At 54.1% G+C, this 24,107-nt stretch carries 24 protein-coding genes and 1 tRNA gene; 16 read left to right on the top strand and 9 right to left on the bottom strand.

Annotated elements, in window-relative coordinates:
- Positions 1 to 51: 51 nt before the first annotated feature.
- From FY034_RS09415 to FY034_RS09390, 6 genes are all read right to left on the bottom strand, one after another.
- Positions 52 to 1,899, bottom strand: coding sequence for a cytochrome C (locus tag FY034_RS09415; protein ID WP_416222760.1), 1,848 nt, complete (start codon positions 1,897 to 1,899; stop codon positions 52 to 54).
- Positions 1,900 to 1,926: 27 nt separating this feature from the next.
- A complete protein-coding gene (locus tag FY034_RS09410) occupies positions 1,927 to 2,472 on the bottom strand; it encodes a hypothetical protein (protein WP_265549877.1) in 546 nt (181 codons plus the stop codon).
- Positions 2,473 to 2,732: 260 nt separating this feature from the next.
- Positions 2,733 to 2,879 (bottom strand): hypothetical protein, encoded by a 147-nt coding sequence (locus tag FY034_RS09405; protein WP_265549875.1) that lies wholly within the window; start codon positions 2,877 to 2,879, stop codon positions 2,733 to 2,735.
- A 32-nt stretch (positions 2,880 to 2,911) separates the two neighbouring features.
- Positions 2,912 to 3,064, bottom strand: coding sequence for a hypothetical protein (locus tag FY034_RS09400; protein ID WP_167370396.1), 153 nt, complete (start codon positions 3,062 to 3,064; stop codon positions 2,912 to 2,914).
- 53 nt (positions 3,065 to 3,117) lie between these two features.
- Complete coding sequence (locus FY034_RS09395; RefSeq protein WP_265549870.1) at positions 3,118 to 3,435, bottom strand: hypothetical protein; 318 nt, start codon at positions 3,433 to 3,435, stop codon at positions 3,118 to 3,120.
- 583 nt (positions 3,436 to 4,018) lie between these two features.
- Complete coding sequence (locus tag FY034_RS09390; RefSeq protein ID WP_416222782.1) at positions 4,019 to 4,621, bottom strand: rhodanese-like domain-containing protein; 603 nt, start codon at positions 4,619 to 4,621, stop codon at positions 4,019 to 4,021.
- On the opposite strand from FY034_RS09390, the gene FY034_RS09385 reads away from it, so the two are divergent.
- A complete protein-coding gene (locus FY034_RS09385; protein ID WP_265549868.1) occupies positions 4,589 to 4,768 on the top strand; it encodes a hypothetical protein in 180 nt (59 codons plus the stop codon). The genes FY034_RS09390 and FY034_RS09385 overlap by 33 nt on opposite strands.
- A gap of 6 nt (positions 4,769 to 4,774) precedes the next feature.
- Here FY034_RS09385 and FY034_RS09380 read toward each other — a convergent pair whose 3' ends face one another.
- Entirely contained in the window at positions 4,775 to 5,386 is a 612-nt protein-coding gene (locus FY034_RS09380; protein WP_265549866.1) for a rhodanese-like domain-containing protein, read from the bottom strand.
- 667 nt (positions 5,387 to 6,053) lie between these two features.
- Here FY034_RS09380 and FY034_RS09375 point away from each other — a divergent pair.
- The 10 genes from FY034_RS09375 (at position 6,054) to FY034_RS09330 (ending at position 16,253) form a co-directional block, all read left to right on the top strand.
- Positions 6,054 to 7,175: a hydrogenase small subunit gene (locus tag FY034_RS09375; protein WP_265549864.1), complete on the top strand. Its 1,122-nt coding sequence runs from the start codon at positions 6,054 to 6,056 to the stop codon at positions 7,173 to 7,175.
- A gap of 3 nt (positions 7,176 to 7,178) precedes the next feature.
- Complete coding sequence (locus tag FY034_RS09370) at positions 7,179 to 8,879, top strand: nickel-dependent hydrogenase large subunit (protein ID WP_265549862.1); 1,701 nt, start codon at positions 7,179 to 7,181, stop codon at positions 8,877 to 8,879.
- A 14-nt stretch (positions 8,880 to 8,893) separates the two neighbouring features.
- Positions 8,894 to 9,604: a Ni/Fe-hydrogenase, b-type cytochrome subunit gene (gene cybH / locus FY034_RS09365; RefSeq protein WP_265549860.1), complete on the top strand. Its 711-nt coding sequence runs from the start codon at positions 8,894 to 8,896 to the stop codon at positions 9,602 to 9,604.
- Between the two features lie 51 nt (positions 9,605 to 9,655).
- Positions 9,656 to 10,114, top strand: coding sequence for a HyaD/HybD family hydrogenase maturation endopeptidase (locus FY034_RS09360; RefSeq protein ID WP_265549858.1), 459 nt, complete (start codon positions 9,656 to 9,658; stop codon positions 10,112 to 10,114).
- 102 nt (positions 10,115 to 10,216) lie between these two features.
- Positions 10,217 to 11,539, top strand: coding sequence for a DNA recombination protein RmuC (gene rmuC, locus FY034_RS09355; protein WP_265549856.1), 1,323 nt, complete (start codon positions 10,217 to 10,219; stop codon positions 11,537 to 11,539).
- Between the two features lie 15 nt (positions 11,540 to 11,554).
- The gene (locus tag FY034_RS09350; protein WP_265555243.1) at positions 11,555 to 12,874 is read left to right on the top strand and encodes a GGDEF domain-containing protein; all 1,320 of its coding nucleotides are present in this window, start codon (positions 11,555 to 11,557) and stop codon (positions 12,872 to 12,874) included.
- A gap of 43 nt (positions 12,875 to 12,917) precedes the next feature.
- Complete coding sequence (locus FY034_RS09345) at positions 12,918 to 13,379, top strand: tetratricopeptide repeat protein (RefSeq protein WP_265549854.1); 462 nt, start codon at positions 12,918 to 12,920, stop codon at positions 13,377 to 13,379.
- A gap of 27 nt (positions 13,380 to 13,406) precedes the next feature.
- Positions 13,407 to 14,126 (top strand): fatty acid desaturase CarF family protein, encoded by a 720-nt coding sequence (locus FY034_RS09340; protein WP_265549852.1) that lies wholly within the window; start codon positions 13,407 to 13,409, stop codon positions 14,124 to 14,126.
- A 48-nt stretch (positions 14,127 to 14,174) separates the two neighbouring features.
- Positions 14,175 to 15,740 (top strand): murein biosynthesis integral membrane protein MurJ, encoded by a 1,566-nt coding sequence (gene murJ, locus FY034_RS09335; RefSeq protein ID WP_265549850.1) that lies wholly within the window; start codon positions 14,175 to 14,177, stop codon positions 15,738 to 15,740.
- A 6-nt stretch (positions 15,741 to 15,746) separates the two neighbouring features.
- Positions 15,747 to 16,253, top strand: a complete 507-nt coding sequence (locus tag FY034_RS09330; protein WP_265549848.1) for a methylated-DNA--[protein]-cysteine S-methyltransferase — start codon at positions 15,747 to 15,749, stop codon at positions 16,251 to 16,253.
- Positions 16,254 to 16,536: 283 nt separating this feature from the next.
- Here FY034_RS09330 and mazG read toward each other — a convergent pair whose 3' ends face one another.
- Positions 16,537 to 17,325 carry a nucleoside triphosphate pyrophosphohydrolase gene (gene mazG, locus FY034_RS09325; RefSeq protein ID WP_265549847.1) on the bottom strand — a complete coding sequence of 263 codons (789 nt, stop codon included), beginning with the start codon at positions 17,323 to 17,325 and terminating at the stop codon, positions 16,537 to 16,539.
- A 105-nt stretch (positions 17,326 to 17,430) separates the two neighbouring features.
- Here mazG and FY034_RS09320 point away from each other — a divergent pair, with 105 nt between their 5' ends.
- The 5 genes from FY034_RS09320 to FY034_RS09300 all read left to right on the top strand — a co-directional run bounded on the left by FY034_RS09320 (position 17,431) and on the right by FY034_RS09300 (position 22,546).
- Positions 17,431 to 18,552 carry an HD-GYP domain-containing protein gene (locus FY034_RS09320; RefSeq protein ID WP_265549845.1) on the top strand — a complete coding sequence of 374 codons (1,122 nt, stop codon included), beginning with the start codon at positions 17,431 to 17,433 and terminating at the stop codon, positions 18,550 to 18,552.
- A 111-nt stretch (positions 18,553 to 18,663) separates the two neighbouring features.
- A tRNA-Pro gene (locus tag FY034_RS09315) sits at positions 18,664 to 18,740 on the top strand.
- 110 nt (positions 18,741 to 18,850) lie between these two features.
- The gene (locus FY034_RS09310; protein WP_265549843.1) at positions 18,851 to 19,795 is read left to right on the top strand and encodes an AAA family ATPase; all 945 of its coding nucleotides are present in this window, start codon (positions 18,851 to 18,853) and stop codon (positions 19,793 to 19,795) included.
- Between the two features lie 59 nt (positions 19,796 to 19,854).
- Entirely contained in the window at positions 19,855 to 20,658 is an 804-nt protein-coding gene (locus FY034_RS09305; protein WP_265549841.1) for a DUF58 domain-containing protein, read from the top strand.
- The gene (locus FY034_RS09300) at positions 20,645 to 22,546 is read left to right on the top strand and encodes a DUF3488 and transglutaminase-like domain-containing protein (protein ID WP_265549839.1); all 1,902 of its coding nucleotides are present in this window, start codon (positions 20,645 to 20,647) and stop codon (positions 22,544 to 22,546) included. The genes FY034_RS09305 and FY034_RS09300 overlap by 14 nt, the downstream gene beginning before the upstream one ends.
- A 35-nt stretch (positions 22,547 to 22,581) precedes the next feature.
- On the opposite strand, the gene malQ is transcribed toward FY034_RS09300, so the two are convergent.
- On the bottom strand, positions 22,582 to 24,063 hold the full coding sequence (malQ, locus tag FY034_RS09295) for a 4-alpha-glucanotransferase (protein ID WP_265549837.1): 1,482 nt from the start codon (positions 24,061 to 24,063) through the stop codon (positions 22,582 to 22,584).
- Positions 24,064 to 24,107: the final 44 nt, after the last annotated feature.

The following is a 24,107-nucleotide window of genomic DNA, read 5'->3' as shown; positions in this document are numbered from 1 at the left end:
TCCTCGTGGAGAGTCAGGGGGCGGCAGCATTGCCGCCCCCTGATCAGGTTGTCAGGCCAGGAAGGCCCACAGCATGGCCACCACAAGGGCAAGGCCGGTGAATACTGCGATAAAGCCGAAGGTCTTGAAGACAAAGTCGTATACTACGCCACTGGGCTTCTCAACTTCGAAGTGCTCCAGAATACCCTGCTCTTCGTACCGCTTCCACTGGTCACCACGCTCTTCAATGAACTCTTCCTTGTTCATCTGGCCGTTGAAGATGACGAAGTCCATCGGGAACTTCTCGGGGCGGCCATGGGTGTTGAAGAAGTGAACCGTGAAGATGAAGCCGGTTGCCAGCAGCGCCTCGTCAGAGTGGACGATAGTTGCCAGGTTAAAGGCCCAGCCGGGCAGGAACTGACCGAAAAACTCAGGGAACCAGAGCATCAGGCCTGAACCGCCGATGGCAAACATACCCCAGAAGACGGCGATGAAGTCAAATTTTTCCCAGTAGGTCCAGCGCTCAAAGGTCGGCTTGGGCCCTTTGAACAGGAACCATTTGACCATGCCGATCACATCCTTGATGTCACGGAAGTTAGGCATCAGGGAGTCTGGTCCGAACATCCGCTGCAGGATGTTGCCTTTCACATCCTTGCGGAGCAGCAGGAAGTCAATGCTCATCCAGAGTGCGCCCATGAAGTAATAGAAGGTCAGCACAGCACAGCCGCGGTGGATCAGGCCGGCATACTCAACGCCGCCATAGAAGGACATCATGGTCTGAGCCCAGGCCTGGTCACTGAATTTGAGCGGCAGACCGGTCAGAGAAAGCCCCAGGAAGCTGACGATAACGGTGAAGTGCAGGAAGATGTGACGTTTTTTGAAGCGATAGTACAGTTTGTGCGGCTCGTCGACATGGTGTACATGGCCTTCAATCAGGGCCTTCTGCTTCTCGCGGTTTTCAACAAAGCCACGGAACATCCAGAGCAGGGTGTGAACCCAGAAGACGGCAAAGGTACCGACCAGCAGGCCTACCATCGCCTTGAAGGTCCAGTACATGAGAGGATAGTTCTGACGATCTGAATGGCTGCCGTGGGCATAGAATTTTGCGAAAAGTGCGGTCGCCTTGGTATGGCACTGGGCACAGGTCTTGGCTGCATTGGCAGGGTTGATTGATGATGCAGGATTGTCTTTTTTCAGCACGTTGTGTGCAGTGTGGCAATCTGAGCAGCCGGCAGCCTTCTGCAACATGCCGAGACGATATCCTTTGCCATGATAGCTTTCGAGATAGGTCTCTACAGCAGTGCCGTTAACATGGTTGCGATGCATCATTTTTTCGTCTTCGTGGCACTTGATACAGGCATCAACGTGGAACATGCGGCCTTCAATGGTACTGGCCGGTTGTACTTTCTTGATTCCGTGCAGTCCGTGGCAGTCTGCGCAACCGGGGGCATCAGGGTTGCCCTTCATCAGAGACACACCGTGTACTGAGTTGAGGTGGGCCTTCTGCTTGTCGTGGCACTTGATGCAAGCCAGGGTGGCAGCTTTCTTGTTGCCTTTTTTGGAGCTGAAGGCGTGGATGTCCGAGTGGCAGGATACACAGGTCAGGCCGCTCTTGGCGTGGACGCTCTTTTCAAATTCCTTGGCTTCATTACCATGGCAACGGGAGCAGTTGACCTTTTCCAGTTTGGTGCTGCCGGTCATGTGTTTTTTCAGGTCGGCACTTTGCAAGTGGCAGCTGGTACACCCGTTTTTACCATGGGGGGACGCGGCAAAGTTGTCGAGGCTGATCTTGCTGCTGTGGCAGCCAAGGCAGTTTTCCGGGTCGTAGGCCATCTTGTCCACTTCAGCGTGGAGCATGCCTGGCAGCATGAACAGCATTGAAAAAATGAGTACAACGAGTGTTACTGGTGTTCGGCGCATGGTGCTTTCTCCTGAAAATAAATTGTGTTACTCGGAAGCTAGAAAATGCAGACAGATATCTGGTCCACGCTGTTTCTGACGGTCGTTGTAACGGAATTCCATTTCTCGCAAATACTGATGAAAATGATGTCTGAAGCCGCCTTGGTAACGGATCAATCCTTGTTTGATAAATCTCCAGAATGGAACTGCAAGGGTAATGCTGTCGCTGTCCCGGGATTGGCAATGTATCCGGTCCAGGTTGATGCGTTGCTTACTCTCGTTATCCAGGGCATACAGCCAGCCCAGTAACGCTGATTCCTGAAATGCCGGTTGTGCTGCATCCGGGCTTGCCAGCAAGAGGTTAAGATTGTCACCTGCCTTGGTTACTGCTGCAAGCGGTTGAGCCTGCTGTCCGCAGGCACTGCGCTGGGAAAACGATTCAAACCAGCTTGTTGGCAGTGTGTCACTCCCCAGTTGTTGAATCAGATTCAAACGTGCATGTTTTGCCAGATTTTCCCGTAACAGGCTGAAATACTTTTGAACTGTCTTGATATTCAGTTTCAGTGCTTCCGCCGTGTCCGCAGTTCCGTCCATCCTCCAGAATGCCTTTGCCAGCTCCTCACGAATCAACGGTGAAAGTCTGCCTTGGCGATTGTCACCGGCACTGAAAACCTTTCTGCAAAGAGAACATTTGAAACGTCCGTCTGCCAAACGATACAGGCGTGTTGTTGAGCAGGTTGGACACTCCAGAGTTGTATGAATTACGGCATGTTGCAAAATTGGTTCACCTGCATGGGGTAGTTGGCGACAAGGCATAAAAATGGGCAGGAATAGCTCCTGCCCGGTCTAAACAACTAGCCAATCAATTTTTGAGCAATATGGCTCAGGCCTGGCCAGGCGACAGCGGTAGCAGCACCAGTGAAAAACACACCTGCAACTGCCAGCACGCGGCCAATATACTTGCGGTCATCCAAGTCTGAAAAATTCTGTTTTGCCTTCATGGCTTCCTCCTTGTGAGTGTGGTATCTGAAAATTAACTGAACAGATCAATAAGTGCGCTTACAGCACCGGCTGCTGACCATGTAATGAATCCCGCCAGAAATACGCCGATACCCGCAAATAGTGCCAGACTTCCCTTTGCGGTTGTTTCTGCCACCAGGGTTGAAAAATTGCTTTTTGCTTTCATGGCTGTCTCCTTTCAGACAAACAACAGACAGTAAGTAATTAGTGGTGCCGGCCTTAAATCAGGCAGAGACTTTTAAGGATTTTACGGGCTTTTTCACTGCTTTCGCCAAACACCCTGATCCCGGCTTTCAGCATGGTTTCCATCAGCGACCGGTCAGGTGCAGAGCTGCAGACAACTTGTTTAATACCGTTTTGGTGTAACCAGGCTGGCAGTAGAGGGGTCTTTGTTGCATCCCAGATGCCCATGCTGACGTGATGCTGTTTGCCCTGGTTCTGTTCATCATGCTCGAGGATAAAGAAAACCCGTTCAAAGCCACTGTTGGGGTGGCTTAAGGTTCCGTAATAAGGTATGGCAATCTTGCCGGTGGTCATGGTGTGCCTCGTTTCATTCTTGTGCAACAAGCGTTTGTTGCATCTGTTGTATTCCAAGTATTATGCCAATATCTGAATGTCTATCTTTCGTTGCATTTAAGTTGCTGAAATCAAATAGTAAATTACTTATTAGGCTGGTGTCTGGCGATTGAACTTGTTGTATACATAGTGTTGCATATGCAACGCCACTGATTTGTTGATAAGTGTAACATGGCTTAAATACAGGTTTATTTAGATGTTGCGCGACTCTGGTAATGTTGCATTTGGTTTTGCAACATGGTTTTGTGCGGTATGTCCGTATGTGTTGATCTGGTTTGCTTTGTAACTATATGTAATGAATTGATTTTACCTGTTGTTGGCGTGAGGCTGGATTACGTGTTGCATTAGAGTGGCTGTTGCAGGTCCAGTATGATGCTGCAACCACTGATGCTGTTTCCGGCGTTGTCATTTCATTACGGTTGTTTTGATGGCGGTGGTGAGATGGGCAGCTTTCATGGGTATTGCGGCCGGTGCAGGTGGGGTGAAACCAAAAGGGACGGATTGCTCCGTCCCTTTTGGCGTAAATTAAACCATTAAACTGTAGTTATTCGGTGATTTTATACTTGTCGCCTTCAAAACTGATGTTGGCTTTGAGCAGCTTAACGTTGGTATAGCCTTTGCCCTTAAGGATGTCGTAGGCCATTTCAGCGCGCGAGCCTGTGGCACAATGGATATACACCGGCTTGTCTTTGGGAACTTCTGCGAAGCGCTTCTCCATCTCTTCTGAAGGGATGTTAACAGCACCGCGGAATTTACCGGCGGCAAACTCACCTGTTGAACGTGCATCAACAATAAGTACGCCAGAGCCGGTGACTGCCTTCATGAAATCAGCGATACTGATTTCATACGGCGCAAGTTTACGAACGTAGGTTAGCTTTGCCGGGGCCGGTTTGGGACCACCTTCTGCTACATTACCCAGCTTTTGCCACTTGGCCAGGCCGCCGGGGAAGTAGGTTGCCTTGGTAAAACCATAATCACGCATCAGTTCCAGCGCCTTATCAACATCGGCCTGATTGTCGCTGTAGAAAACGATCAGAGAACCTTTGTATTCAGGGAGGTTTGACTCCTGGTATTTGAGCAGTTCTGCAACAGGCAGATTGAAGGCACGGGGGATATGACCAGTGGCGAATTTGTCCGCGGTGCGCAGGTCAAGCAGCAGGATGTTGTCGTCTTTGACAAATTTGGCGGAAGAGGCAAAGGGTTGGTCGGCTTTGGCCCAATCGGGGTCACCACCGGAGTAGACTTTGACATTGGTGTAGCCTTGTTTGACTGCCAGACCGGCAGCCTTGGGTGAAAGTACTCAGGTGGGGCCTCCGCAGTAGAAGACCACCAGTTTGTTCTTGTCCTGCGGCAACAGAGGGGAAACTTTGTTCTCTTTAGCCAGCTTGTCCATTTCTGCAAAGGGCAGGGAAACCGAGGTAGGGATGTGAGCCTGATGATAACGTCCGGCAGGCCGGGCGTCAAACAGCACGTAGTTGCCTGCTTCAGGACCTTTGGCCACCAGTTGTTGCATCTCTTCAGTCTTGATCAGACTGGTGCCTTTGGGAAGCTCGGCTACGACCTTGGTGATGACGGTGGCAATATTTTCGGATCCAATGTTCTTGAATTCAATTTTCAGCAGTTCATCTGCATGCAGGTCTTTGTAGCTGGCAGCATTTTTGAACTTTGTGTCGCTGGTAAATTTAAAGACCTTCAGTTCCTTGCCAACCTCGATTGAAAGGGTGCTGCTCTTGCCGACCACGGTCTTGACCTTGCCTTTGACCATGGGACTTTCTGCAGCTTTTGATGCAGCAGCGACGGTTTGCGGTGCCGGAGCTTCGCTCTTGACCTCGGGTCCGGTTTCGCAACCGGCCATCAAGGCAACAGTAAGGAGCATGGCGAAACTGGCTACAATTCTGGTGCGGATACTCATGGAATAACTCCTTTCGATAGTGTCCTGCTGTCTGAAACAGCGAAGGATGGTCAGGATAAATACATTTCTACGGTTATGCGGCTTGCGTATTTAAACTGAGGTTTTGAGGTGGGACAAAGATGTCAAAGTAAATCTGGGGGAAATGAAAGATCTGATTCTCTGGTGCCAGTTGCGTTGTAAACAGCCTGGGATGAGAGGTGGCTGAATGGGGAATCAGAACATCCGGGGGGAGGAGTAAACAGACTGGAGAGAATGTGTCTTCCTGACTGTCTACATCAAGTTCGTTGTAACTCAAATGTAGGGATGATGAAGGGGTGCCATCCATTACCTGGAAAATCCAGGCGTAATGGCTGGCCGACATACTGAAAAGCAGTACTGCAGTAACAAGCATGGTAAGAAAAATATGCTGTCTCAGGAAAACCATGGGGAGTGTATACAACGCCCTTTGGCAAAGGTCAATTTTATGCAGGAAAATAGATATTTACATAATTGCATGTAATGGCCTCTCCTGGTGCTGGTGATAGGGATGATTGAAATATTCGCCTCGATGCTTGCTAAATACTATTTCAGCAGTATAATAACATCGTTTGTATTAACCGTTGATGCGGCACGTGAGGAGTATAAAGATCAGGGGTCTGTTGTGCAGCTACGGCCAGAGGGGGTGCCTATGGACAGAGATGATTGTGCTGGAAAAAAACAGGAAGGTTTCTCGGTTGCCAGGATGCTTGAAGAACGGGGAGTCTCGCGGCGTGATTTCCTGAAATTCTGTTCTACTGTCACCGCTGCCATGGCGTTACCTGCCACCATGGCGCCCAAGGTGGCCCAGGCCCTGGACAAGGTGCAGCGTCCTCCGCTGGTCTGGCTGGAGTTTCAGGATTGCTGCGGCGATACAGAGGCCCTGTTGCGCTCAGCCAATCCCACCGTGGGGGAGCTGGTACTGGATATCCTCTCGGTTGATTACCATGAAACCATCATGGCTGCAGCCGGTCATCAGGCTGAGGCCAACCTCGAAAAGACCATCAAGGAGTTCCAAGGCAAGTACCTCTGCGTGGTCGAGGGGTCCATCCCGATGAAGGAGGGAGGGGCCTATGGCTGTGTTGGCGGCAAGTCCCACTTGGCAAGAGCAAAACAGGTCTGCGGTTCTGCAGCAGCCACCATTGCCGTGGGTACCTGCGCCAGTTACGGCGGCATTGCTGCTGCTGCGCCCAATCCCACGGGCGCGGTTGGAGTCAAAGAGGCGGTGCCCGGTGCAACCGTGATCAACCTGCCCGGCTGCCCCTGTAATGCCGATAACCTGACTGCTGTTGTCGTGCATTTCCTCACCTTTGGTAAACTTCCCAACCTTGACAGCCATGGCCGTCCCCTGTTTGCCTATGGCAAGCGGATTCATGACAATTGCGAGCGCCGTCCCCACTTTGATGCCGGTCAGTATGTTGAACATTGGGGGGATGATGCCCACCGTAAGGGGCACTGCCTCTACAAGATGGGCTGCAAAGGGCCGGCAACCTTCCATAACTGTCCTACCCAGCGTTTTAACGAGAAAGTCAGCTGGCCGGTAGCCTCCGGTCATGGCTGTGTCGGCTGTTCCGAGCCCCAGTTCTGGGATACCTCGCCACTCTATCGCCGGCTGCCCAACGTGCCGGGCTTTGGTATTGAACAGAGTGCCGACAGGATCGGGCTTGCCTTTGCAGCCGGCGTGGGTGGCGCCTTTGCCATCCATGGTGCCCTGAATGCCCTGCGCAAGGACAAGGATGGTGCTGACGAGAACAAGAAAGACGGGGAGGAATAGACTATGGCCAAGATAGTCGTTGATCCGATTACCAGAATAGAGGGGCATCTGCGGATTGAGGCCGAGCTTGAAGGTGGCAAGATCAAGGATGCCTGGAGTTCCAGCACCATGTTCCGCGGGATTGAAAAAATCCTGAAAGGGCGTGACCCCCGTGATGCCTGGTACTGGACCCAGCGTTTCTGCGGGGTCTGTACCACGGTGCATTCCATAGCCTCGATCCGGGCGGTTGAGGATGCGCTCAAGATCAAGGTCCCACCCAATGCCCAGCTGATCCGCAACATCATCATCGGTATCCAGGGGGTACAGGATCATGTGATCCACTTCTACCATCTGCATGCCCTGGACTGGGTGGATATCACCTCGGCGCTCAAGGCCGATCCGGTCAAGACCGCCAGCCTGGCTGCCTCCATCTCTGACTGGCCCAACAACTCGGCCACCCACTTCAAGGCAGTGCAGGAAAAACTGAAGGCCTTTGTCGGTACCGGTCGTCTGGGCCCCTTTGCCAATGCCTACTGGGGCCATCCTGCCTACAAACTGCCGCCAGAGGCCAATCTGATGGCAACGGCCCACTATCTTGAGGCCCTGGAGTGGCAGAAGGAAGTTATCAAGATTCACGCCATTCTGGGCAGCAAGAATCCCCATCCCCAGACCTTCCTGGTGGGGGGGATGTCGATCCCGGTGGATCCTGATTCCCAGAACGCCCTGAATGCCGACAAGCTGATCACCATCAAACGTCTTTTGGCCAAGGCCCAGGATTTTGTGGAAAAGGTCTACATCCCGGATCTGTTGGCCATTGCCTCATTCTACAAGGATTGGGCCGCCATCGGCGGCGGGGTGGGCAATTTCCTCTCCTATGGTGAGTTCCCAGATCCAATCAGCGGCAACCTCTGGTTCCCGCCAGGCGCCATCATGAACAAGGATATCTCCAAGGTGCTGCCGCTGGATCAACAGAAGGTGACTGAGTACGTTGATCACTCCTGGTATGAGTATCAGGATGCAAAAGGCAAGGGACTGCATCCCTGGAAAGGTGAGTCAGAGGCCAAGTACACCGGCCCCAAACCGCCCTATGAGTTCCTGGACACGGATAAGAAATACTCTTGGGTCAAGGCACCCCGCTATGATGAAGCACCGATGGAGGTTGGTCCCTTGGCCCGGATTCTGGTGGCCTATGTTGCCGGCCATAAAGAAAGCAAGGCCGCTGTTGATCTGGTGCTGGGCAAGCTGGGAGTCGGTCCGGCAGCCCTGTTCTCCACCCTGGGGCGTACTGCGGCCCGCGGGATTGATGCCCTGCTGATCGCCCGCCAGACACCGCTCTGGCTGGATGCCCTGATCGCCAATATTGCTAAGGGAGATTATCGCATCCATGCCAATGAGATGTGGGATCCCAAGCAGTGGCCGGCCGAGGCCAGCGGCTATGGCTGGCATGAGGCTCCCCGCGGAGCTTTGGGGCACTGGATCAAGATCAAGGATCAGAAGATCTACAACTATCAGGCCGTGGTACCGTCCACCTGGAACGCCTCGCCCCGTGATGCCAAGGGGCAGCGCGGCCCCTATGAATCCGCCCTGGTGGGGACACCGGTGGCCAAGCCTGACCAGCCGCTGGAGATCCTGCGCACCATTCACTCCTTTGACCCCTGCCTGGCTTGTGCCGTGCATGTTACTGATGCCACCGGCAATGAGCTGGTGCGGGTCAAGGTCTCCTAGGAAAGGGGGCTGCCATGGGTGAGAAGAAGTTTAAACAGTATATCTGGGAACTGCCGGTCCGCTGGTGCCACTGGGTCAATGTGCTCTCGATTGTGGTGCTGGCGGGGACCGGTGTCCTGATCGGCAATCCGGTCTTTATCGGCAGCTCTCCAGAGGCGTATCTGATGGGCTGGATCCGTTTCATCCACTTTGTCTTTGCCTATGCCTTTGCTGTTAGCGTTATCACCCGGATGATCTGGACCTTCCGGGGCAACTGTTATGCCGGCTGGCGGGAGTACTTTCCCTTTATGGGGGCAGCCGGCCGGGCAGAGATGAAAGAGGTGTTTGACTATTACACCTTCCGCAGCAAGCATCCACCTGAGACCACAGGGCACAACCCCATGGCTGCCACCGCCTATTTTGTGCTGTTTCTGGTCTACTGGTTCATGATCCTGACCGGCTTTGCCATGTATGCCGAGCATGCGCCGGGCGGCACCATGCACAGCCTGCTGAAACCGGTCTATGTCATGATGAGCACCCAGCAGATGCATCTCTATCATCACCTGGCCATGTATCTGATCTTCGGCTTTGTGATCAACCATGTCTACAGTGCCTGGTTGATGGACATCAAGGAAAAGGGTGGAGAGATCTCCAGCATGTTCAGCGGCTACAAGTTCACCACCAGTCCCTATGCGGTCTGCAAGAGCAGATTCTGGGATTTCTTCCCCTGGAAGAGTAAAAAATAGAACGATTGGAACGGGGTGGGTGACCACCCCGTTTGTTTTGAAAGGAATATCATGACGCCAATATTGGTACTGGGGCTCGGCAATACCATCATGTCTGATGATGGTATCGGCCCCAAGGTAATTGAACAGTTGCTGCAAGGTGGCGGTCTGCCGGAAAATGTGGTCTTGCTGGATGGCGGAACCCTGGGGCTGGATCTGCTGCCCCACCTGGAAGGGGTGAAGCGTCTGATTATTGTGGACGCCGTTGAGATCGGGCAGCCTGCCGGCAGCTGTGTCCGTCTGGCCGGCGATGAGGTGCCGATGGCCCTGGAGACCAAGCTCTCGCCCCACCAAATGGGGATGAAGGATCTGTTGGCGGTGGCCCGTTTGATGGGGCACCTGCCGGATGAGATTGTGCTGATCGGCGTACAGCCGGCCAGCCTTGAGATGGATACCGAGCTAACACCGGCAGTTGCTGCTGCCATGCCGACCCTGCTTGCCATGGTTCAGGCGGAGTTGTCTGCCGGGTGAGAATTTCCCTGTCATAACTATTCTGGTTTCCGCTTGTTACCGCTCTGTCTGCTCTGGTATAACCTTGAGGCAGTATCACAGAACCATAAGGAACCAGCTGCCATGCCTGAACTGTTACTACCTGCCCTGATTAGTGTACTCCTGGTCATCACCGTTATCCTGCTGGTGAAGGTCTCCCGCCTAGGGGGGCAAAGCCTCGAACCCCGTCTTGCCTCCCTTGAACGGATGCTTGAGCGCAATGAGCGCACCCTGCGTGAAGAACTGGCCCGCGGGCGGGAAGAGGCCCAGACGCTGGGGCGGCAGGGGCGGGAGGAGAGCATTGGTGCAATGCAAACCCTGGGAGACGGTCTGTTGAAGCGGATGAGCGAGCTGGCCGGCCTGCAGAAGAGCCAGTTGGATATCTTTGCCGATCAGCTCAAGAACCTGACCAGTACCAATGACAGCCGGATGGAAAAGCTGCGGGAGACCCTGCAGATCAGGTTGCAGGCCATTCAGGAGGATAACGCCAAACAGTTGGAACAGATGCGGGCAACCGTGGATGAAAAGCTGCATGATACCCTTGAAAAACGGCTGGGCGAGTCATTCAAGCTGGTCAGTGAGCGGTTGGAGCTGGTTCAGAAAGGATTGGGCGAGATGCAGACCCTGGCCAACGGGGTAGGGGACCTGAAGCGGGTGCTGACCAATGTCAAGACCCGTGGCACCTTTGGTGAGGTGCAGCTGGGGGCCTTGCTGGAACAGGTACTGGCTCCGGGGCAGTATGCCGCCAATGTGGAAACCCGTAAAGGCAGTGGGCAACGGGTGGAATTTGCCCTGCGGCTGCCTGGCCGTGACGGCAGCGGGGACAGCGTGGTCCATCTGCCGCTGGATGCCAAATTCCCGCAGGAGGATTACCTGCGGCTGGTTGAGGCCCAGGAGCGGGCTGATGCAGTGGCAGCCGAAGAAGCGGGCAAGCTGCTGGAGCGGGCTATCCGTCTGGCTGCAACCGATATCCGTGACAAATATCTTGATCCGCCCCAGACCACCGATTTCGGGATCATGTTCCTGCCCACTGAGGGGCTGTACGCCGAGGTGCTGCGCCGGCCCAGTCTGGCTGATACCCTGCAGCGCGACTTAAAGGTGCTGGTGGCCGGCCCTACCACCCTGGCAGCCCTGCTCAACTCTCTTCAGATGGGGTTCCGTACCCTGGCCATTGAAAAACGCTCTGCCGAGGTCTGGAATCTGCTGGGGGCGGTACGGACCGAGTTTGGCAAGTTTGGCGAGATGCTGGACAAGACCAGCAAGAAGCTGCAGGAGGCCGGCAACCATATTGAGGCTGCAGCCACCCGCACCCGTCAGATGGAGCGCAAGTTGAAGAACGTGCAGGCCCTGCCCAGCGGCGAGGCTCAGTCGCTGTTGGGTATTGATGCGGTAGCTGATGAAAACTAGAGGAACCACGACGTGATGCTGTCCTTTCGGTTGACCCTGGTACAAAAAATGATTTTGAGTTTTGCTGTCAGTGGTGTCTGCCTGACCGCTGCTCTTGTCTATGCCCTGGCAGGTCTTGATGCCATGCATCGCGTGGAGGAGGAGTTTGCCCGTAAAGACCTGGCAGCGGTCACCATGACCATTGGGTTGCGTGATGCAATTCTGGCCCAGGAGCGCGCACTGGGCAAGTATCTGATCCTCAAGGAACAGGTCTTCAGGGATGTTTTTGATAAGAATGTACAGCAATTCAACAACACTCTGTTTTCATTCCAACAGATTTATCAGGGAAGCAAGCTGAAGGAGTTGGAGACATCCTATAAACTCTACCATCAGGCCAGTCAGAAAATCTTTGCCGGCAATACGTCGGTTGTCCCTGCAATGAAACAATCGGCCGAACGCATTGAGAAAATTATTGCCGAGATCAGGGATGAACAGCAGGAAAGCCTGGTGTACAAACTGAAAACAACCGACGAGCAGGAGACCAGGACCGTCAGCCGTTCAATCTTTCTCGCATCATTCGGTGTTGTGGTTTCATCGCTGATCGCCGTTCTGCTGATCTACTCCTTTGCACGCTCGATTGGCAAGTTGCAGAAGGCAACCCATCGCATTGCCGAAGGGGAATTTGATTATGACCCGGAGATCCCGCCGGGGGATGAGATCGGTACGCTGGCCAAGGATTTCAGTCGCATGGCAATACGCCTGAAACAGCTGGAACAGATCAGTCTGGACGCCAGCCCGCTGACCCGTTTGCCGGGCAATATTGCCATTGAGCGGGCCATACATCAGCGTCTGGCCGGTACGGTTCCTTTTGCGGTCTGCTATCTGGACCTGGATAATTTCAAGTCGTACAATGACCGCTATGGCTATATCAAGGCGAGTGATCTGATCAGGGAAGCAGGCAGGGTGATCTACGATGCCGTGCATGGACTGCAAGAACCCCAGGCATTTGTCGGCCATATCGGCGGTGATGACTTTGTGGTCATCATCTCTGCCGGCAAGGCTGAAGCGGCGTGCCAGGCTATCATTCATGCCGTCGATGCATTGATACCCGACTTTTATTCGGCTGAAGACCGGCTCAAAGGGGCGATTGAAGGGGTTGATCGTTACGGCGTGCATCGGGTCTTTCCCCTGATTTCCATCTCAATCTCTGCGCTGGTCTGTACACCAGGCAGTTGCGGCAGTGCTGCCGAGATTGCAACCGCTGCCGCCCAGTTGAAGGATCAGGTCAAGAAAGAGACAGGCAGTAATTACTGTATTGTCAGAAGGGGAACAGGTGATGGGACTGTCCTGGAGTAGATGGATAGCAGTCTTCTGTGTAGTACAGCTTTGTAGCGGCTGTATGCTGTTGAACCGCCAGCATGGCGATAGCGACGTCTCCGTGCCGTCCCATGAACGGAAGTTTGCCGGGGCACTACAGCTTTTGCGCCAGGGTAATGAACAGGGGGCGCGGGAACTGCTGGAACAGGTCGTTATGGCTCCGGGATTGCCGGGGGTGACAGATGATGCCCTTTTCAGGCTTGCCTTGCTGAGGTTGCGGGACGGGGGTGAAAAAGGGGGGCAGGAGGGTTACAGCCTGTTGGCCCGGCTGGCAAAAGAATACCCTGACAGCATCTGGACCCACCAGTCAGCCGCATTATCCGGCTACCTTGTGTCAACCCAGAGGCTGTTTGAGAAACAGCGCGAGACCAGGCCGCTACGGGAGCTCAATCTGCAGCTCAGCCGGGAGAACAAGGAGCTCCGGCTCAACCTGGAAAAACTGAAGAACCTAGACCTGGAACTGGATCAAAAACGCAGGCGTTAGGCCGGGCGTCTGCAGGACACGCAACTGATGTCTCAGATCGCATGCAAACAGCAGCAGTTTAACGCTGCCATGCAGCGCTATACCGGCCTACAACGGTATCAGGTAGTCAGTACCCTGGTGGCCGTTGCCAATCTGTCCCTGCAGTGCTGCCTTCTGTTCCGTGTCTGGCGCTACTCGATCGGTGCAGCCTGGCAGGTGGCGGTCATGCTGGTGGCATTTCCGGTCACTGATTTCGTTAATGGATTGGTGCATATGTACATGGACAATAATGACCGGTATGAGTCCCTGGCAGGGCCGTTGATCGCCAATTTCCACCTGCACCACAAAACACCTCAGTACAAGAAACGCAATCTGCTGGCTGTCTATTTTATTGAAACCGGATCAAAGGTCTGGCTGGTTAGCTATCTTGCAATTATCTACCTGTCTGCTGTTTTTTTCGCTATCCCCCCGGTGGTTCTGTTTGTTCTGGTCTATGTGGGGATTCTCTCCTCCGTTGCCGAGGTGTCCCACTATCTGTGTCACAGTTCCACCTCCGGTCTTTCACGGCTGCTCGGGAATTGCGGCATCCTGCTTTCAAAACGGCATCATGTCCGCCACCATCTGCAGGATAATACCAGCTATGCCTTTCTCAACGGCATCTCCGACCCGCTGCTAAATCTGATAGCCGCACGCATCTACAAGGGGTATAAGCAGACCACGGATCTGCATTATGCCACCTATACGGCCACTGAGACCACAGCCCGCTAAGAATAACGACAATCACCTAGTGATAGTTTGTGAGAGGAAATAGGTCATATGTCTGAAAAGAAGGGGATTCTGAAGGCTGCCGGTGTATTGGGCAGCGCCACCATATTATCCCGCGTGATGGGCATGGTGCGGGATATCGTGGTGGCGCGTCTTTTTGGTGCCGGTATGGCCACGGATGCCTTCTTTGCAGCCTTTCAGATTCCCAACATGCTACGCCGCTTTTTTGCCGAAGGGGCGCTGACTGCTGCCTTTGTGCCCACTTTTTCCGAGACCCTGGTGCAGGAGGGAGAAGAAAGGGCGCGGGAGCTGGCTAACCTCTGTTTCACCCTGCTGACTATGGTGGTTGCCTTTATCACGTTGCTGGGTATCCTGTTTTCTCCTCTGATCATCAAGCTGATGTTTCCTGGTTTTGCTGCAGTACCGGGCAAGTTTGAACTGACGGTCCTGTTGAATCGGGTCATGTTTCCCTATCTCTTTTTTATCTCGCTGGTGGCCCTTTGTATGGGTATCCTCAATACGGTGCGCCACTTCTTTACCCCGGCCATCTCTACGGTCTTCCTGAATATAGCCATGATCCTGGCCGCCTTGCTGCTACGCCCCCTGTTTCAATTTCCGATTACTGCCCTGGCAGTGGGGGTGTTGCTGGGAGGGCTGATCCAGCTACTGTTGCAACTGCCGGTACTGTGGCGGAAAGGCTTTCCGATCCGTCCCCGTTTTGGATTTAACGAACCTAAAGTCAGGAAGATCGCCCTGCTGATGTTACCTGCCACTTTAGGTGTTGGGGTCTATTATCTTAATATCACAGTCGGAAATATTCTGGCTTCACTGTTGCCACAAGGTTCTGTCTCTTACCTGTACTATGCCCAGCGTCTGTTTGAATTTCCCCAGGGGGTCTTTACGGTGTCGGTTGCCCAGGCAGTGCTGCCTGCCATGAGCCGTCAGGCAGCTGAAGGTGATCTTGAGGCCATGAAGGATTCGCTTAACTACGGGGTGAGGTTGACCCTGTTTGTGACCATCCCGGCCCTGGTTGGACTTGCCGTCTGTGCTGAGCCCTTGATGGCACTGCTGTTCATGGGGGGGAAGTTTGATTACGTCATGGCGCAGCAATCGGCCCGGGCCCTGCTTTTCTATGCAACCGGTCTGTCATGTGTGGCACTGGTGCGGGTGCTGGCTCCGGCCTTTTATGCCCTGAAAGATACAAAAACTCCGGTCATGACAGCTTTTGTCTCTTTTTTGCTTAACCTTGGCTTCAGTCTCTGGTTGATGGGGCCACTTCTGCATGGTGGTCTGGCCCTGGCCTCTTCCTTGTCAGCTTTGGGCAATATGCTGCTTCTGTTCTGGCTGCTGCGTCGTAAGGCAGGTTTGCTGGGGGGGCGCAGGATGGTGCGCACAGCCCTTTCCGCAGTTGCGGCTTCTCTGCCGATGGGGGTGGCTGCCTGGTGGATGACCGGGCTGATGAATTGGTCTCTACCGGACCAGAAGCTGTTGAAGGTGGCCGGGCTGGGCGGCATTGTGCTGACTGCCCTGTTGTTATACGGCCTGTCCAGTTATCTGTTCCGCTCAGAAGAGGCCACCGAGTTTCTCGGGTTGGTGAAGAAAAAGATACGGAGGTAGTTGTCCATGCATACCGTCTGTGCATCACGTTACACCACCGGGCAGGGCACCGGTGCCGTGCTTGCAACCGACCAGGGGATCTGCCGGGTCTGGTTGCCGGGTGATGATCTGTCTGATCTTGACAGGAGCGTCTTCCGTGAATCTGACCTTACCAGAAAGGCAGCGCAACAGTTGACCGAGTACTTTCAGGGCTATTTGCAACAGTTTGATCTACCGGTTGATATTTCTGCGCTTACCCTGTTTCAGCAGCAGGTGCTGCAACTGACCATGCAGATCCCCTATGGCAGCAGTACTACCTATGGAGAACTGGCGGGCAAGGTCGGTTCTCCGGGGGCCGCCCGTGCGGTGGGTGGTGCCCTGGGTGCCAATCCGGTGCCGGTCATCATTCCCTGTCACCGTGTTGTTGCCTCCAGTGGTGCCCTGACCGGGTACAGTGCCACAGGGGGCATTATGATGAAAAAATTCTTACTATCACTGGAAGGTGTTGATTTCAGGGCAAACAAAAAGGTCTGATATTCTCCAGTTATGAACAGCATTTTTTTCAAGAAAATTGATTTATTTTGCTTGACACAAAAAAACCTCGAGAAATTGGAGAACTAGCCGTATTCTTGTGTAACTTGCTGTTATTGCAGTATAAATATAATGCCTAAATAATGTGCATTTGGCAAAAATCACTTGTAAGAATATTACTTTCCTGTTTCATCAACAGTACTATCCACAACTTATCCACAGATTGTGTGGATAAGGATTCAACCTGCTGAAATTCTTTCATACGAGCAGATGGGATCAGTCACCCTCAGGAATTTTCCCGCGACTTTGCCTCGACCCATAAGGCCTCCATCTCGTCCAGGCTTGCATCCTGAAGATGACGTTCATTGGCGTGCAGACGGTCTTCAATGTAGCTGAAGCGATTCTGGAAACGTGCAATGGTCTTGCGAAGTGCCTCTTCAGGATCCAGTGCGAGAAACCGTCCCAGATTGACAATGGCAAACAACAGGTCGCCAAGTTCAGCCTCCATACGATCCTGACGTCCCTGCTCCATGGCCTCTTCAAACTCATGCAGTTCTTCAAGCACCTTGGCCATGACCTGATCCACATGCTCCCAGTCAAATCCAACCCTGGACGCCTTTTCAGTTATCTTCTGGGCCTTCATCAGGGCCGGCAGGTGAGGGGGGATCCCTGACAAGGCGGAACGGCGCTCTTCTCCCTTTTCTGCTTTCTTGATCTTTTCCCAGTTAGCTACCTGGGCTTCACTGTCTTTGATCACCTGATCGCCAAAGACATGGGGGTGACGCCGGATCAGTTTGTCAGACAAGGTTGCCAAAACATCCTCCATGGTGAAGGCGCCGCGCTCCTCGGCAATGGCGGCATGAAAGACCGGTTGCAGCAGCAGGTCTCCCAGCTCTTCCTTCAACAGGTCATCAGAACCGCTGTCAATCGCCTCTAGGACCTCATAGGATTCTTCAAGCAGGTAGCGCTTCAGGCTTTCGTGGGTTTGCTCTGCGTCCCAAGGGCATCCGCCAGGGGCGCGCAGACGGCGCATAATAGACATGATCTGATTGAATTGATCGTGGTTGGTTGTCATCTGGACAAAGCTCCTGTTTTTGGTTACCGGCTTGACACACCGGGTGATAATGATAGAAATGAAGCATTAAGACTAGCATGGTTGTTTTTAAAAAGGTACCGGTCCATGACTCCGCCCAGTCAAAAAACAGAATCATTTGCAATAACCTCCTTACGCTCCTTGATGGAGCTCGCTTCCCTGGTTAATTCATCTCTTGACCCTGCCGAGGTGCGCCGTTTGGCCGTTGAGGCGGTGCCGCGTTGCGTAGGGGCTGATGCTGCCAGTCTGCTGCTGCTGGATGGTGAGACCGGTGAACTCTACTTTGAGGCGGCAAGCGGTGAAAAGGGGCGGCACCTGAAAGAGGTGCGCCTGAAACCCGGTGAAGGGATAGCCGGTTGGGTTGCCCGTAAAGGTGGAGCTGTTATTGTGGATGATGTCAAACATGACCCCCGTTTTGCGTCAGATATTGACCGCTTTACCGGTTATGACACCAGAAACATGATTGTGGCACCGGTTGCCACCAAGGAAAAGGTCTGGGGAGTGTTACAGGTACTGAATAAGCTGACAGGCGTTTTTAATGACCATGACCTTGAACTGGTGCAGGCCCTGGCTGACCAGGTTGCCATTGCCATTGAAAACGCCTCGATGTACCAGGAAATGCGTTTGACCTTTCTGGGGGTGACCACTGCCCTGGCCGAGGCCCTGGAGCTGCGTGATCCTTATACAGGCGGGCATACCCGGAGGGTGCATGAGTATTCTGTTCTGATCGCCTCGCATCTGGGGCTGTCTGAGGAGGAGATGGATATCTTGCGTCTTGCTGCTATTATGCATGATATCGGCAAGATAGGTGTTTCTGACCAGGTCTTGCGTAAGCCGGGACGCCTGAACCAGGAAGAGTTCAACGAGATGTGCCGCCACCCTGAAGCCGGTGTCGATATTATTGAGCATCTGCCCCAGTTATCACGGGTTGTTCCCGGGGTCTTGCATCACCACGAGCAGTATGACGGCAGCGGTTATCCCCACAGGCGTCAGTCTGAAGAGATTCCACTACATGCCAGGATTATTGCCGTTGCTGACGCCTTTGATGCCATGACATCAGATCGGCCCTACCGAAAGGCCCTCACCTTTGAAGCTGCCTTTGCTGAACTGCAGCGTTGCTCAGGGCAACAGTTTGATCCCCGTTTGGTGACGATCTTTCAACAGGCCTGGCACAATGGAGAACTATGTGTACCGAATAAAGAGGGATAGCCGCTGATAATAGATTGACGGCACGTACGCTCTTGTGCTAGATAGAAAAACTCTTCGCCCGCCCTTTGTTAGGTGTGCAGGTGGGATAGAAGATACGAAATCGATTGATTTCGGTGCGTAGCGCAGCCTGGTAGCGCACTAGACTGGGGGTCTAGGGGTCGAAGGTTCGAATCCTTTCGCACCGACCATACAGACAGGGACTTAACCAAATTGGTTGAGTCCCTGTTTTTGTTTGGGGTACACTGTCGTCAGTTACGCGGATCATTTGTCTGAAGCATGTTCCTAACGCGAGGTTGTCATGGCCATTGCCCATACCGTCAAGCCTGTTACCGTCCTGGTTGATGCGCTCTGCAAAGACCACCTGCAGGGCAAGGATGAGGTTGTGCGCCTTGCTGTCATCGCCTTGTTGACAGGTGGTCATATTCTGGTGGAAGACCTGCCCGGTCTGGGCAAGACAACCATTGCCCTGGCGTTGGCAGGGATTACGGGACTTTCCTTTGGTAGGGTACAGTGTACCAGCGACCTGCTCCCTTCAGACATTACCGGACTTTCGGTCTTTAACCGTGAGACCGGGCATTTCAATTTTGTGCCGGGTCCGGTCTTCAACAATATTGTTCTGCTGGATGAGATCAACCGGGCCATGCCCCGTACCCAGAGCGCCATGCTGGAGGCGATGGAGGAACGGCGGGTAACGGTTGAAGGCACGACCCATCAACTTCCCGATCCGTTTATGGTCTTTGCCACGCAGAACCCCTCTGATCAGAGCGGTACTTTTCCTCTGCCTGAATCGCAGCTTGACCGTTTTCTGATCTGTACCGGCATCGGGTATCCGCCTGAACAGCTGGAGCGCTCTATTATCGCAGGTGGAGGAATCCGTGAGCGGATAGCCGGCATCACGCCTCTGGTTTCAACTGCAGAGATTCTGACGGCCCGGAGGGTGGTTGAACAGTCAATCTATCTGGCCGACAAGGTCGTCGGCTATATCCATGCCCTGGTACAGTCTACCCGGCTTCACCCCCAGATACAAACCGGTCTGTCAACCAGGGCAGCCATCAACCTGGCACAGGCAGCCCGAGCAGCAGCGTTTTTGGCAGGCCGCGACTATGTTGCTCCGGATGATGTGAAAGGCATTGCCGTTGCAGTCTGCGCCCATCGTCTTGTCATGCGGCCTGGCCAAACAATCCAGGACCGAGGAGAACTGCTACGGGAGATCATCAGCGGCATACCCCTTCCTTTGGTCTGAAAATCAGCAAGGCTGGTGCCCTGTATATCGTTGTCACCATCCTGCTCGGATTTTCCGCGGTGAACACCGGCAACAACCTGCTGTTTCTGGTGGTGTCTGCTCTGCTGGCCTTTATGGCAGCCACCGGCTATGCAGGCATGTTCAATATCAAGGGGGTGATTCCTGAACTGCTGCCTCCTGACGAGATTTTTGCCGGGACGCCGGCCCGGTTTAAAGTGCTGTTGCGCAATAAAAAACGGTATCTTCCCTCCTTTTTGATACGGCTGAGTGTGGCGGGTAATGGTGAGACGCTGCTGCCGTTTGTCGGCAGTGCTGAAAAGCTTGAATCAACACTTACCCTCAGCTTTCCTGAACGGGGCAGGCAGACGGTCGGCCTGATCAGCGTCAGCTCTCCCTTTCCGGTCAATTTTTTTACCCGTTACTGGAACTATGCAGATGCTACAACCTGTATCGTCTATCCTCGCCCGTTGCCATCCGGAGATGACGGGGCTGGTGATGACGCTGCGCGGCCGGGTAGCCGCACTAAGGAGATTCATGGCCAGGATGGTGAACTGGAAGGCATCAGGGAATACTCTGGTGCGGAACCATTGCGGGCGATTCACTGGAAACTGTCGGCGCGCAGTGAAGAACTGCTGGTCAAGGAGTTTGGCAGCCGCTCAGCGCCACCTCTGATAATCAGACTGGAGAGCCTGGCCGGTACTGATATTGAGGAAAAGCTGTCCCATGCGGCCTGGCTTATCAAGCAGCGGGTTATGGAACAGCCGGTGGGGTTGGAGCTTGATGACCGGATCATCCAGCCGGCCAGTGGCCGACGTCACGCTTCACTCCTGCTGACAGAGCTGGCTCTCTATGGTCACCACTAGCAGACTGATTGCGTACCTTTCTCTGGCGATCTCCCTGGCAGGGGTGATACCGCTGTTTGTCTGGCTTGAGACCTTTCCCCGTCTGATTGTTGTCCTGGGGCTTGCAATCGGTATGCTGCAGGAACTCCGGCAGGGACGCTGGTATATCAAAAGCTGGCAGCTGAATCTGGCCCTGGTACCGATCTTCATCTGGTACATCCTGCAGTACAGCCGCAGCAACCCGGTTCAGCCGGTGGTCAGTGTTCTGGCGATTATGCTGGCTGTACGGCTCTGCGGTGAAAAAAACACCCGTAACCTGCTGCAGATTAACCTGCTTGCCCTCTTTTGTCTTGCCTCCACCTCGCTCTTTGATCTGAGCCCAACGTTCCTGTTCTGGCTGGGGCTGCTATTGTTGCTGCTGCCGGTCTCGCTGATAGTGCTGACCTTTCACGCCCAGAACAGCAGGCTGGTTTTGCAGAACAGTGAGTTCAGGAAGATACTCATGGCGGCCCTGCTGATTCTGCTTGTCACCCTACCAGCCATGGCAGTCTTGTTTCCGGTTTTGCCGCGTACCGCATTTCCGCTCTGGCATTTTCTTAATCCCCCTGTTTCAGCCACAACCGGCATCTCTGACAAGGTTGAGCCCGGCAGTACTGCCAATGCCGCAGAGACCCGCAGCCTGGCATTCAGGGCAGAGCTGCCCCGCCAGACACAACCGCCCTATTGGCGGGTAACGGTGTTTAACCAGATACAGGGCAACAGGTGGAGTCGCAATCCTGTTGTCCCCCTTGAGGTGAGTATCCCCAGTGGGGCCTCTGTCAGCCAGACCATTACGGTGGAACCTTCGGCATCCCGTTTGCTGATCAGTCTTGACACTGCTGCAGAGATCTCCCTGCCAAGACTCAAGGTGGCGCCGGATGCCGTCTTTGAAAATCTGCGGAGTTTTTCCAGGCGGACCAGTTATACGGCACGTTCCTTTACCGGCGGCATCCTGACGGGCAGTGTGCCGATTAGGCGCGCTTTTTATCTGACACTGCCTGGGAAACTTTCTCCGGGGATCAGGCAGCTGGCTGCCCGGATCAGGCAGGAAGGGCGCTCCGATGCTGAACGGCTTGAACGGGCTGAACAGCATTTTCTGAATGGTGGCTACCGCTACAGCAGGGTAGGGCTTCCAACGGGACACGATGCCCTGGATCAGTTTCTGTTCGTCTCAAAGCAGGGGCATTGTGAGTTTTTTGCCTCGTCACTGGCGATACTACTCAGGGCTGCCGGTGTTCCTGCCCGGCTGGTGGGTGGGTACCTGGGGGGAGAATACAATGAGCTGGGAGGTTACTACCTTGTCAGCGAGGACAGGGCCCATGTCTGGGTTGAGGCCTATGTTGAAGGTAAAGGATGGGTACGGACCGATCCAAGCCGTTTTGCCGTCAATGCCGCAACGCTCTGGAGTGAAAGAAAAAAACCGGGGATTGCTGCGCGACTCAGACTTCTTCTTGATGCGCTGGATTACCGCTGGACCCGGACAGTGGTTTCCTATGACTTTGAACGCCAGGCAGAACAACTGCGCAGTGCCGGGGCAAAGCTGCAAACCCTGGAGCACGCCATGCGATGGCGATGGCTGCTGTCTTCAGGCGTAATCCTGCTTGTCCTTTTGGCATTATTCAAGTCAAGAAAACAGTGGTTCTGCAGCCGGGAGGAACGTTTGTTGCGGCGTTTCAAACGGATTGTGAAACACAGGTTTGAGGCTTTGGACGGTCTTGACACCCTGGGGCTGTTTGAGATTGCTGCTGCAAGCGGTGACATACGGGTACGGCAGTTTGTTGACCGGTATGCTGCCGCTGTGTATCAGGATAAAAAGCTTGGGCCTGACGAGATCAGGCAGCTTGACCGGCTGCTTGACGAGTTGCAGTAATCAAAAGCCTGTTCACGGTCTGCTCAAACCGGTCATTACCGCCGCCCATAGCGGCTCAGCAAATCGGCATAGTAATCAGCCAATCCAGGTTTCAGCTGTGTTGACTGATAGCGCCAGCTCCAGTTACCCAGTGCAACACCGGGCCGGTTCATGCGTGCCTCTGATGGTAGTTCCAACAGATCCTGCAGCGGTATGATCGCTGTCCGGGCCACTGACATCAGGGCCACCCGGATCAGATCCTGGACCGGTTCTGTGCCAGGCAGTCCGAGATAGTTGTACATCCGGTTGATGCTGTGCGGGGAGAGGCTGTGAAACCAGCCTTTGGTCGTGTCATTGTCGTGGGTACCGGTGTAGACAACGCTATTGATACTATGGTTGTGGGGCAGATAGGGGTTGGCAGCATCAGAGTCAAAAGCAAATTGCAGGATCTTCATGCCGGGCAGGTCATAGCGATCCCGTAACGCCTCAACTTCCGGCGTGATAACCCCCAGATCCTCAGCAATGAACGACAGATTTCCAAGCGAGGCCTTTACTGCATCAAAAAAGCCGGATCCCGGGCCAGGCACCCAACTGCCCCGGACAGCCGTTTTAGCCGTGGCCGGCACATGCCAGGCCGCCTCAAATCCCCGGAAATGGTCGATACGTACCTGATCAAACAGTTCAAATAACTGACGGAAACGGGCGATCCACCAGCCATACCCCTGCTGTTCCATGGCTGGCCAGTTGTAGAGCGGATTGCCCCAGAGCTGACCGGTTACACTGAAGTAATCCGGCGGGACTCCTGCAACCACCGTCGGTTTTCCCTTGGCATCGAGTAGAAACAGCTCCTGGTTGCACCAGACATCGGCTGAGTCGTGTGCCACAAAGATCGGCAGGTCCCCGATGAGTGCTACCCCCCGTTCTGCTGCCGCGTTTCTGACCCGTTGCCACTGGCGAAAGAACTGCCATTGCTGATATTTCTGGACACCGATCTCCGATCCAAGCTGCCGGGAGGCCTGTTGGAGTGCCTGCGGGTTGCGCTGTGCCAGTTCAGCGGGCCAGCGGTGCCAGGGGAGATCGCGGTAATGCTGCTTCAGTGCCCTGAACAGGGCATAGTCATGCAGCCAGTAGGTTGTGTCGCAGAACTGCCAGAACTCCTCCAGACGCGGCGTCTGCCCCTGATTGAAAAAGTTTTGCGCTGCCTCGTGCAGCAGTTGCTCTTTCCAGGGAATCACCTGTTTGAAATCAACCAGCTCCAGCGGGAACCGCTTCTCCAGTGCCCGGCTGGAGAGATCTCCTTCCTCTGTCAGCTGCTGCAGGTCGATCAAGAGGTGATTGCCGGCAAAGGCGGAATAGGAGGAGTAGGGCGAGTTTCCAGCAGCAGGTGGCGTCAGCGGCAAAACCTGCCAAAGCGTAAAACCGGCCTTGGAGATAAAATCAAGGAATCCGGTTAGTTCTGTTCCAAAGGTGCCGATGCCGTCTGATCCGGGCAGTGATGTTGGATGCAGCAATACGCCTGCACGTCTTCTGGCTGTCATCGTTCACCTCGTTAAAACATAGTTTCTGCTTGAATTACCTAATT

This window comes from Trichlorobacter lovleyi (genome assembly GCF_015239775.1).
Classification (GTDB): domain Bacteria; phylum Desulfobacterota; class Desulfuromonadia; order Geobacterales; family Pseudopelobacteraceae; genus Trichlorobacter; species Trichlorobacter lovleyi_B.
The sequence above is the reverse complement of the archived record's forward strand: the minus strand, read 5'-3'. Positions and strand labels throughout refer to the sequence as shown.

Bases quoted from the DNA above. Each gene is read 5' to 3' on its own strand.
- FY034_RS09415 (WP_416222760.1), bottom strand. From the start codon at position 1,899: ATGCGCCGAACACCAGTAACACTCGTTGTACTCATTTTTTCAATGCTG.
- FY034_RS09410 (WP_265549877.1), bottom strand. From the start codon at position 2,472: ATGGACGGAACTGCGGACACGGCGGAAGCACTGAAACTGAATATCAAG.
- FY034_RS09405 (WP_265549875.1), bottom strand. From the start codon at position 2,879: ATGAAGGCAAAACAGAATTTTTCAGACTTGGATGACCGCAAGTATATT.
- FY034_RS09400 (WP_167370396.1), bottom strand. From the start codon at position 3,064: ATGAAAGCAAAAAGCAATTTTTCAACCCTGGTGGCAGAAACAACCGCA.
- FY034_RS09395 (WP_265549870.1), bottom strand. From the start codon at position 3,435: ATGACCACCGGCAAGATTGCCATACCTTATTACGGAACCTTAAGCCAC.
- FY034_RS09385 (WP_265549868.1), top strand. From the start codon at position 4,589: ATGACCAGTGGCGAATTTGTCCGCGGTGCGCAGGTCAAGCAGCAGGAT.
- FY034_RS09380 (WP_265549866.1), bottom strand. From the start codon at position 5,386: ATGAGTATCCGCACCAGAATTGTAGCCAGTTTCGCCATGCTCCTTACT.
- FY034_RS09375 (WP_265549864.1), top strand. From the start codon at position 6,054: ATGGACAGAGATGATTGTGCTGGAAAAAAACAGGAAGGTTTCTCGGTT.
- FY034_RS09370 (WP_265549862.1), top strand. From the start codon at position 7,179: ATGGCCAAGATAGTCGTTGATCCGATTACCAGAATAGAGGGGCATCTG.
- cybH (WP_265549860.1), top strand. From the start codon at position 8,894: ATGGGTGAGAAGAAGTTTAAACAGTATATCTGGGAACTGCCGGTCCGC.
- FY034_RS09360 (WP_265549858.1), top strand. From the start codon at position 9,656: ATGACGCCAATATTGGTACTGGGGCTCGGCAATACCATCATGTCTGAT.
- rmuC (WP_265549856.1), top strand. From the start codon at position 10,217: ATGCCTGAACTGTTACTACCTGCCCTGATTAGTGTACTCCTGGTCATC.
- FY034_RS09350 (WP_265555243.1), top strand. From the start codon at position 11,555: ATGCTGTCCTTTCGGTTGACCCTGGTACAAAAAATGATTTTGAGTTTT.
- FY034_RS09345 (WP_265549854.1), top strand. From the start codon at position 12,918: ATGCTGTTGAACCGCCAGCATGGCGATAGCGACGTCTCCGTGCCGTCC.
- FY034_RS09340 (WP_265549852.1), top strand. From the start codon at position 13,407: ATGTCTCAGATCGCATGCAAACAGCAGCAGTTTAACGCTGCCATGCAG.
- murJ (WP_265549850.1), top strand. From the start codon at position 14,175: ATGTCTGAAAAGAAGGGGATTCTGAAGGCTGCCGGTGTATTGGGCAGC.
- FY034_RS09330 (WP_265549848.1), top strand. From the start codon at position 15,747: ATGCATACCGTCTGTGCATCACGTTACACCACCGGGCAGGGCACCGGT.
- mazG (WP_265549847.1), bottom strand. From the start codon at position 17,325: ATGACAACCAACCACGATCAATTCAATCAGATCATGTCTATTATGCGC.
- FY034_RS09320 (WP_265549845.1), top strand. From the start codon at position 17,431: ATGACTCCGCCCAGTCAAAAAACAGAATCATTTGCAATAACCTCCTTA.
- FY034_RS09310 (WP_265549843.1), top strand. From the start codon at position 18,851: ATGGCCATTGCCCATACCGTCAAGCCTGTTACCGTCCTGGTTGATGCG.
- FY034_RS09300 (WP_265549839.1), top strand. From the start codon at position 20,645: ATGGTCACCACTAGCAGACTGATTGCGTACCTTTCTCTGGCGATCTCC.
- malQ (WP_265549837.1), bottom strand. From the start codon at position 24,063: ATGACAGCCAGAAGACGTGCAGGCGTATTGCTGCATCCAACATCACTG.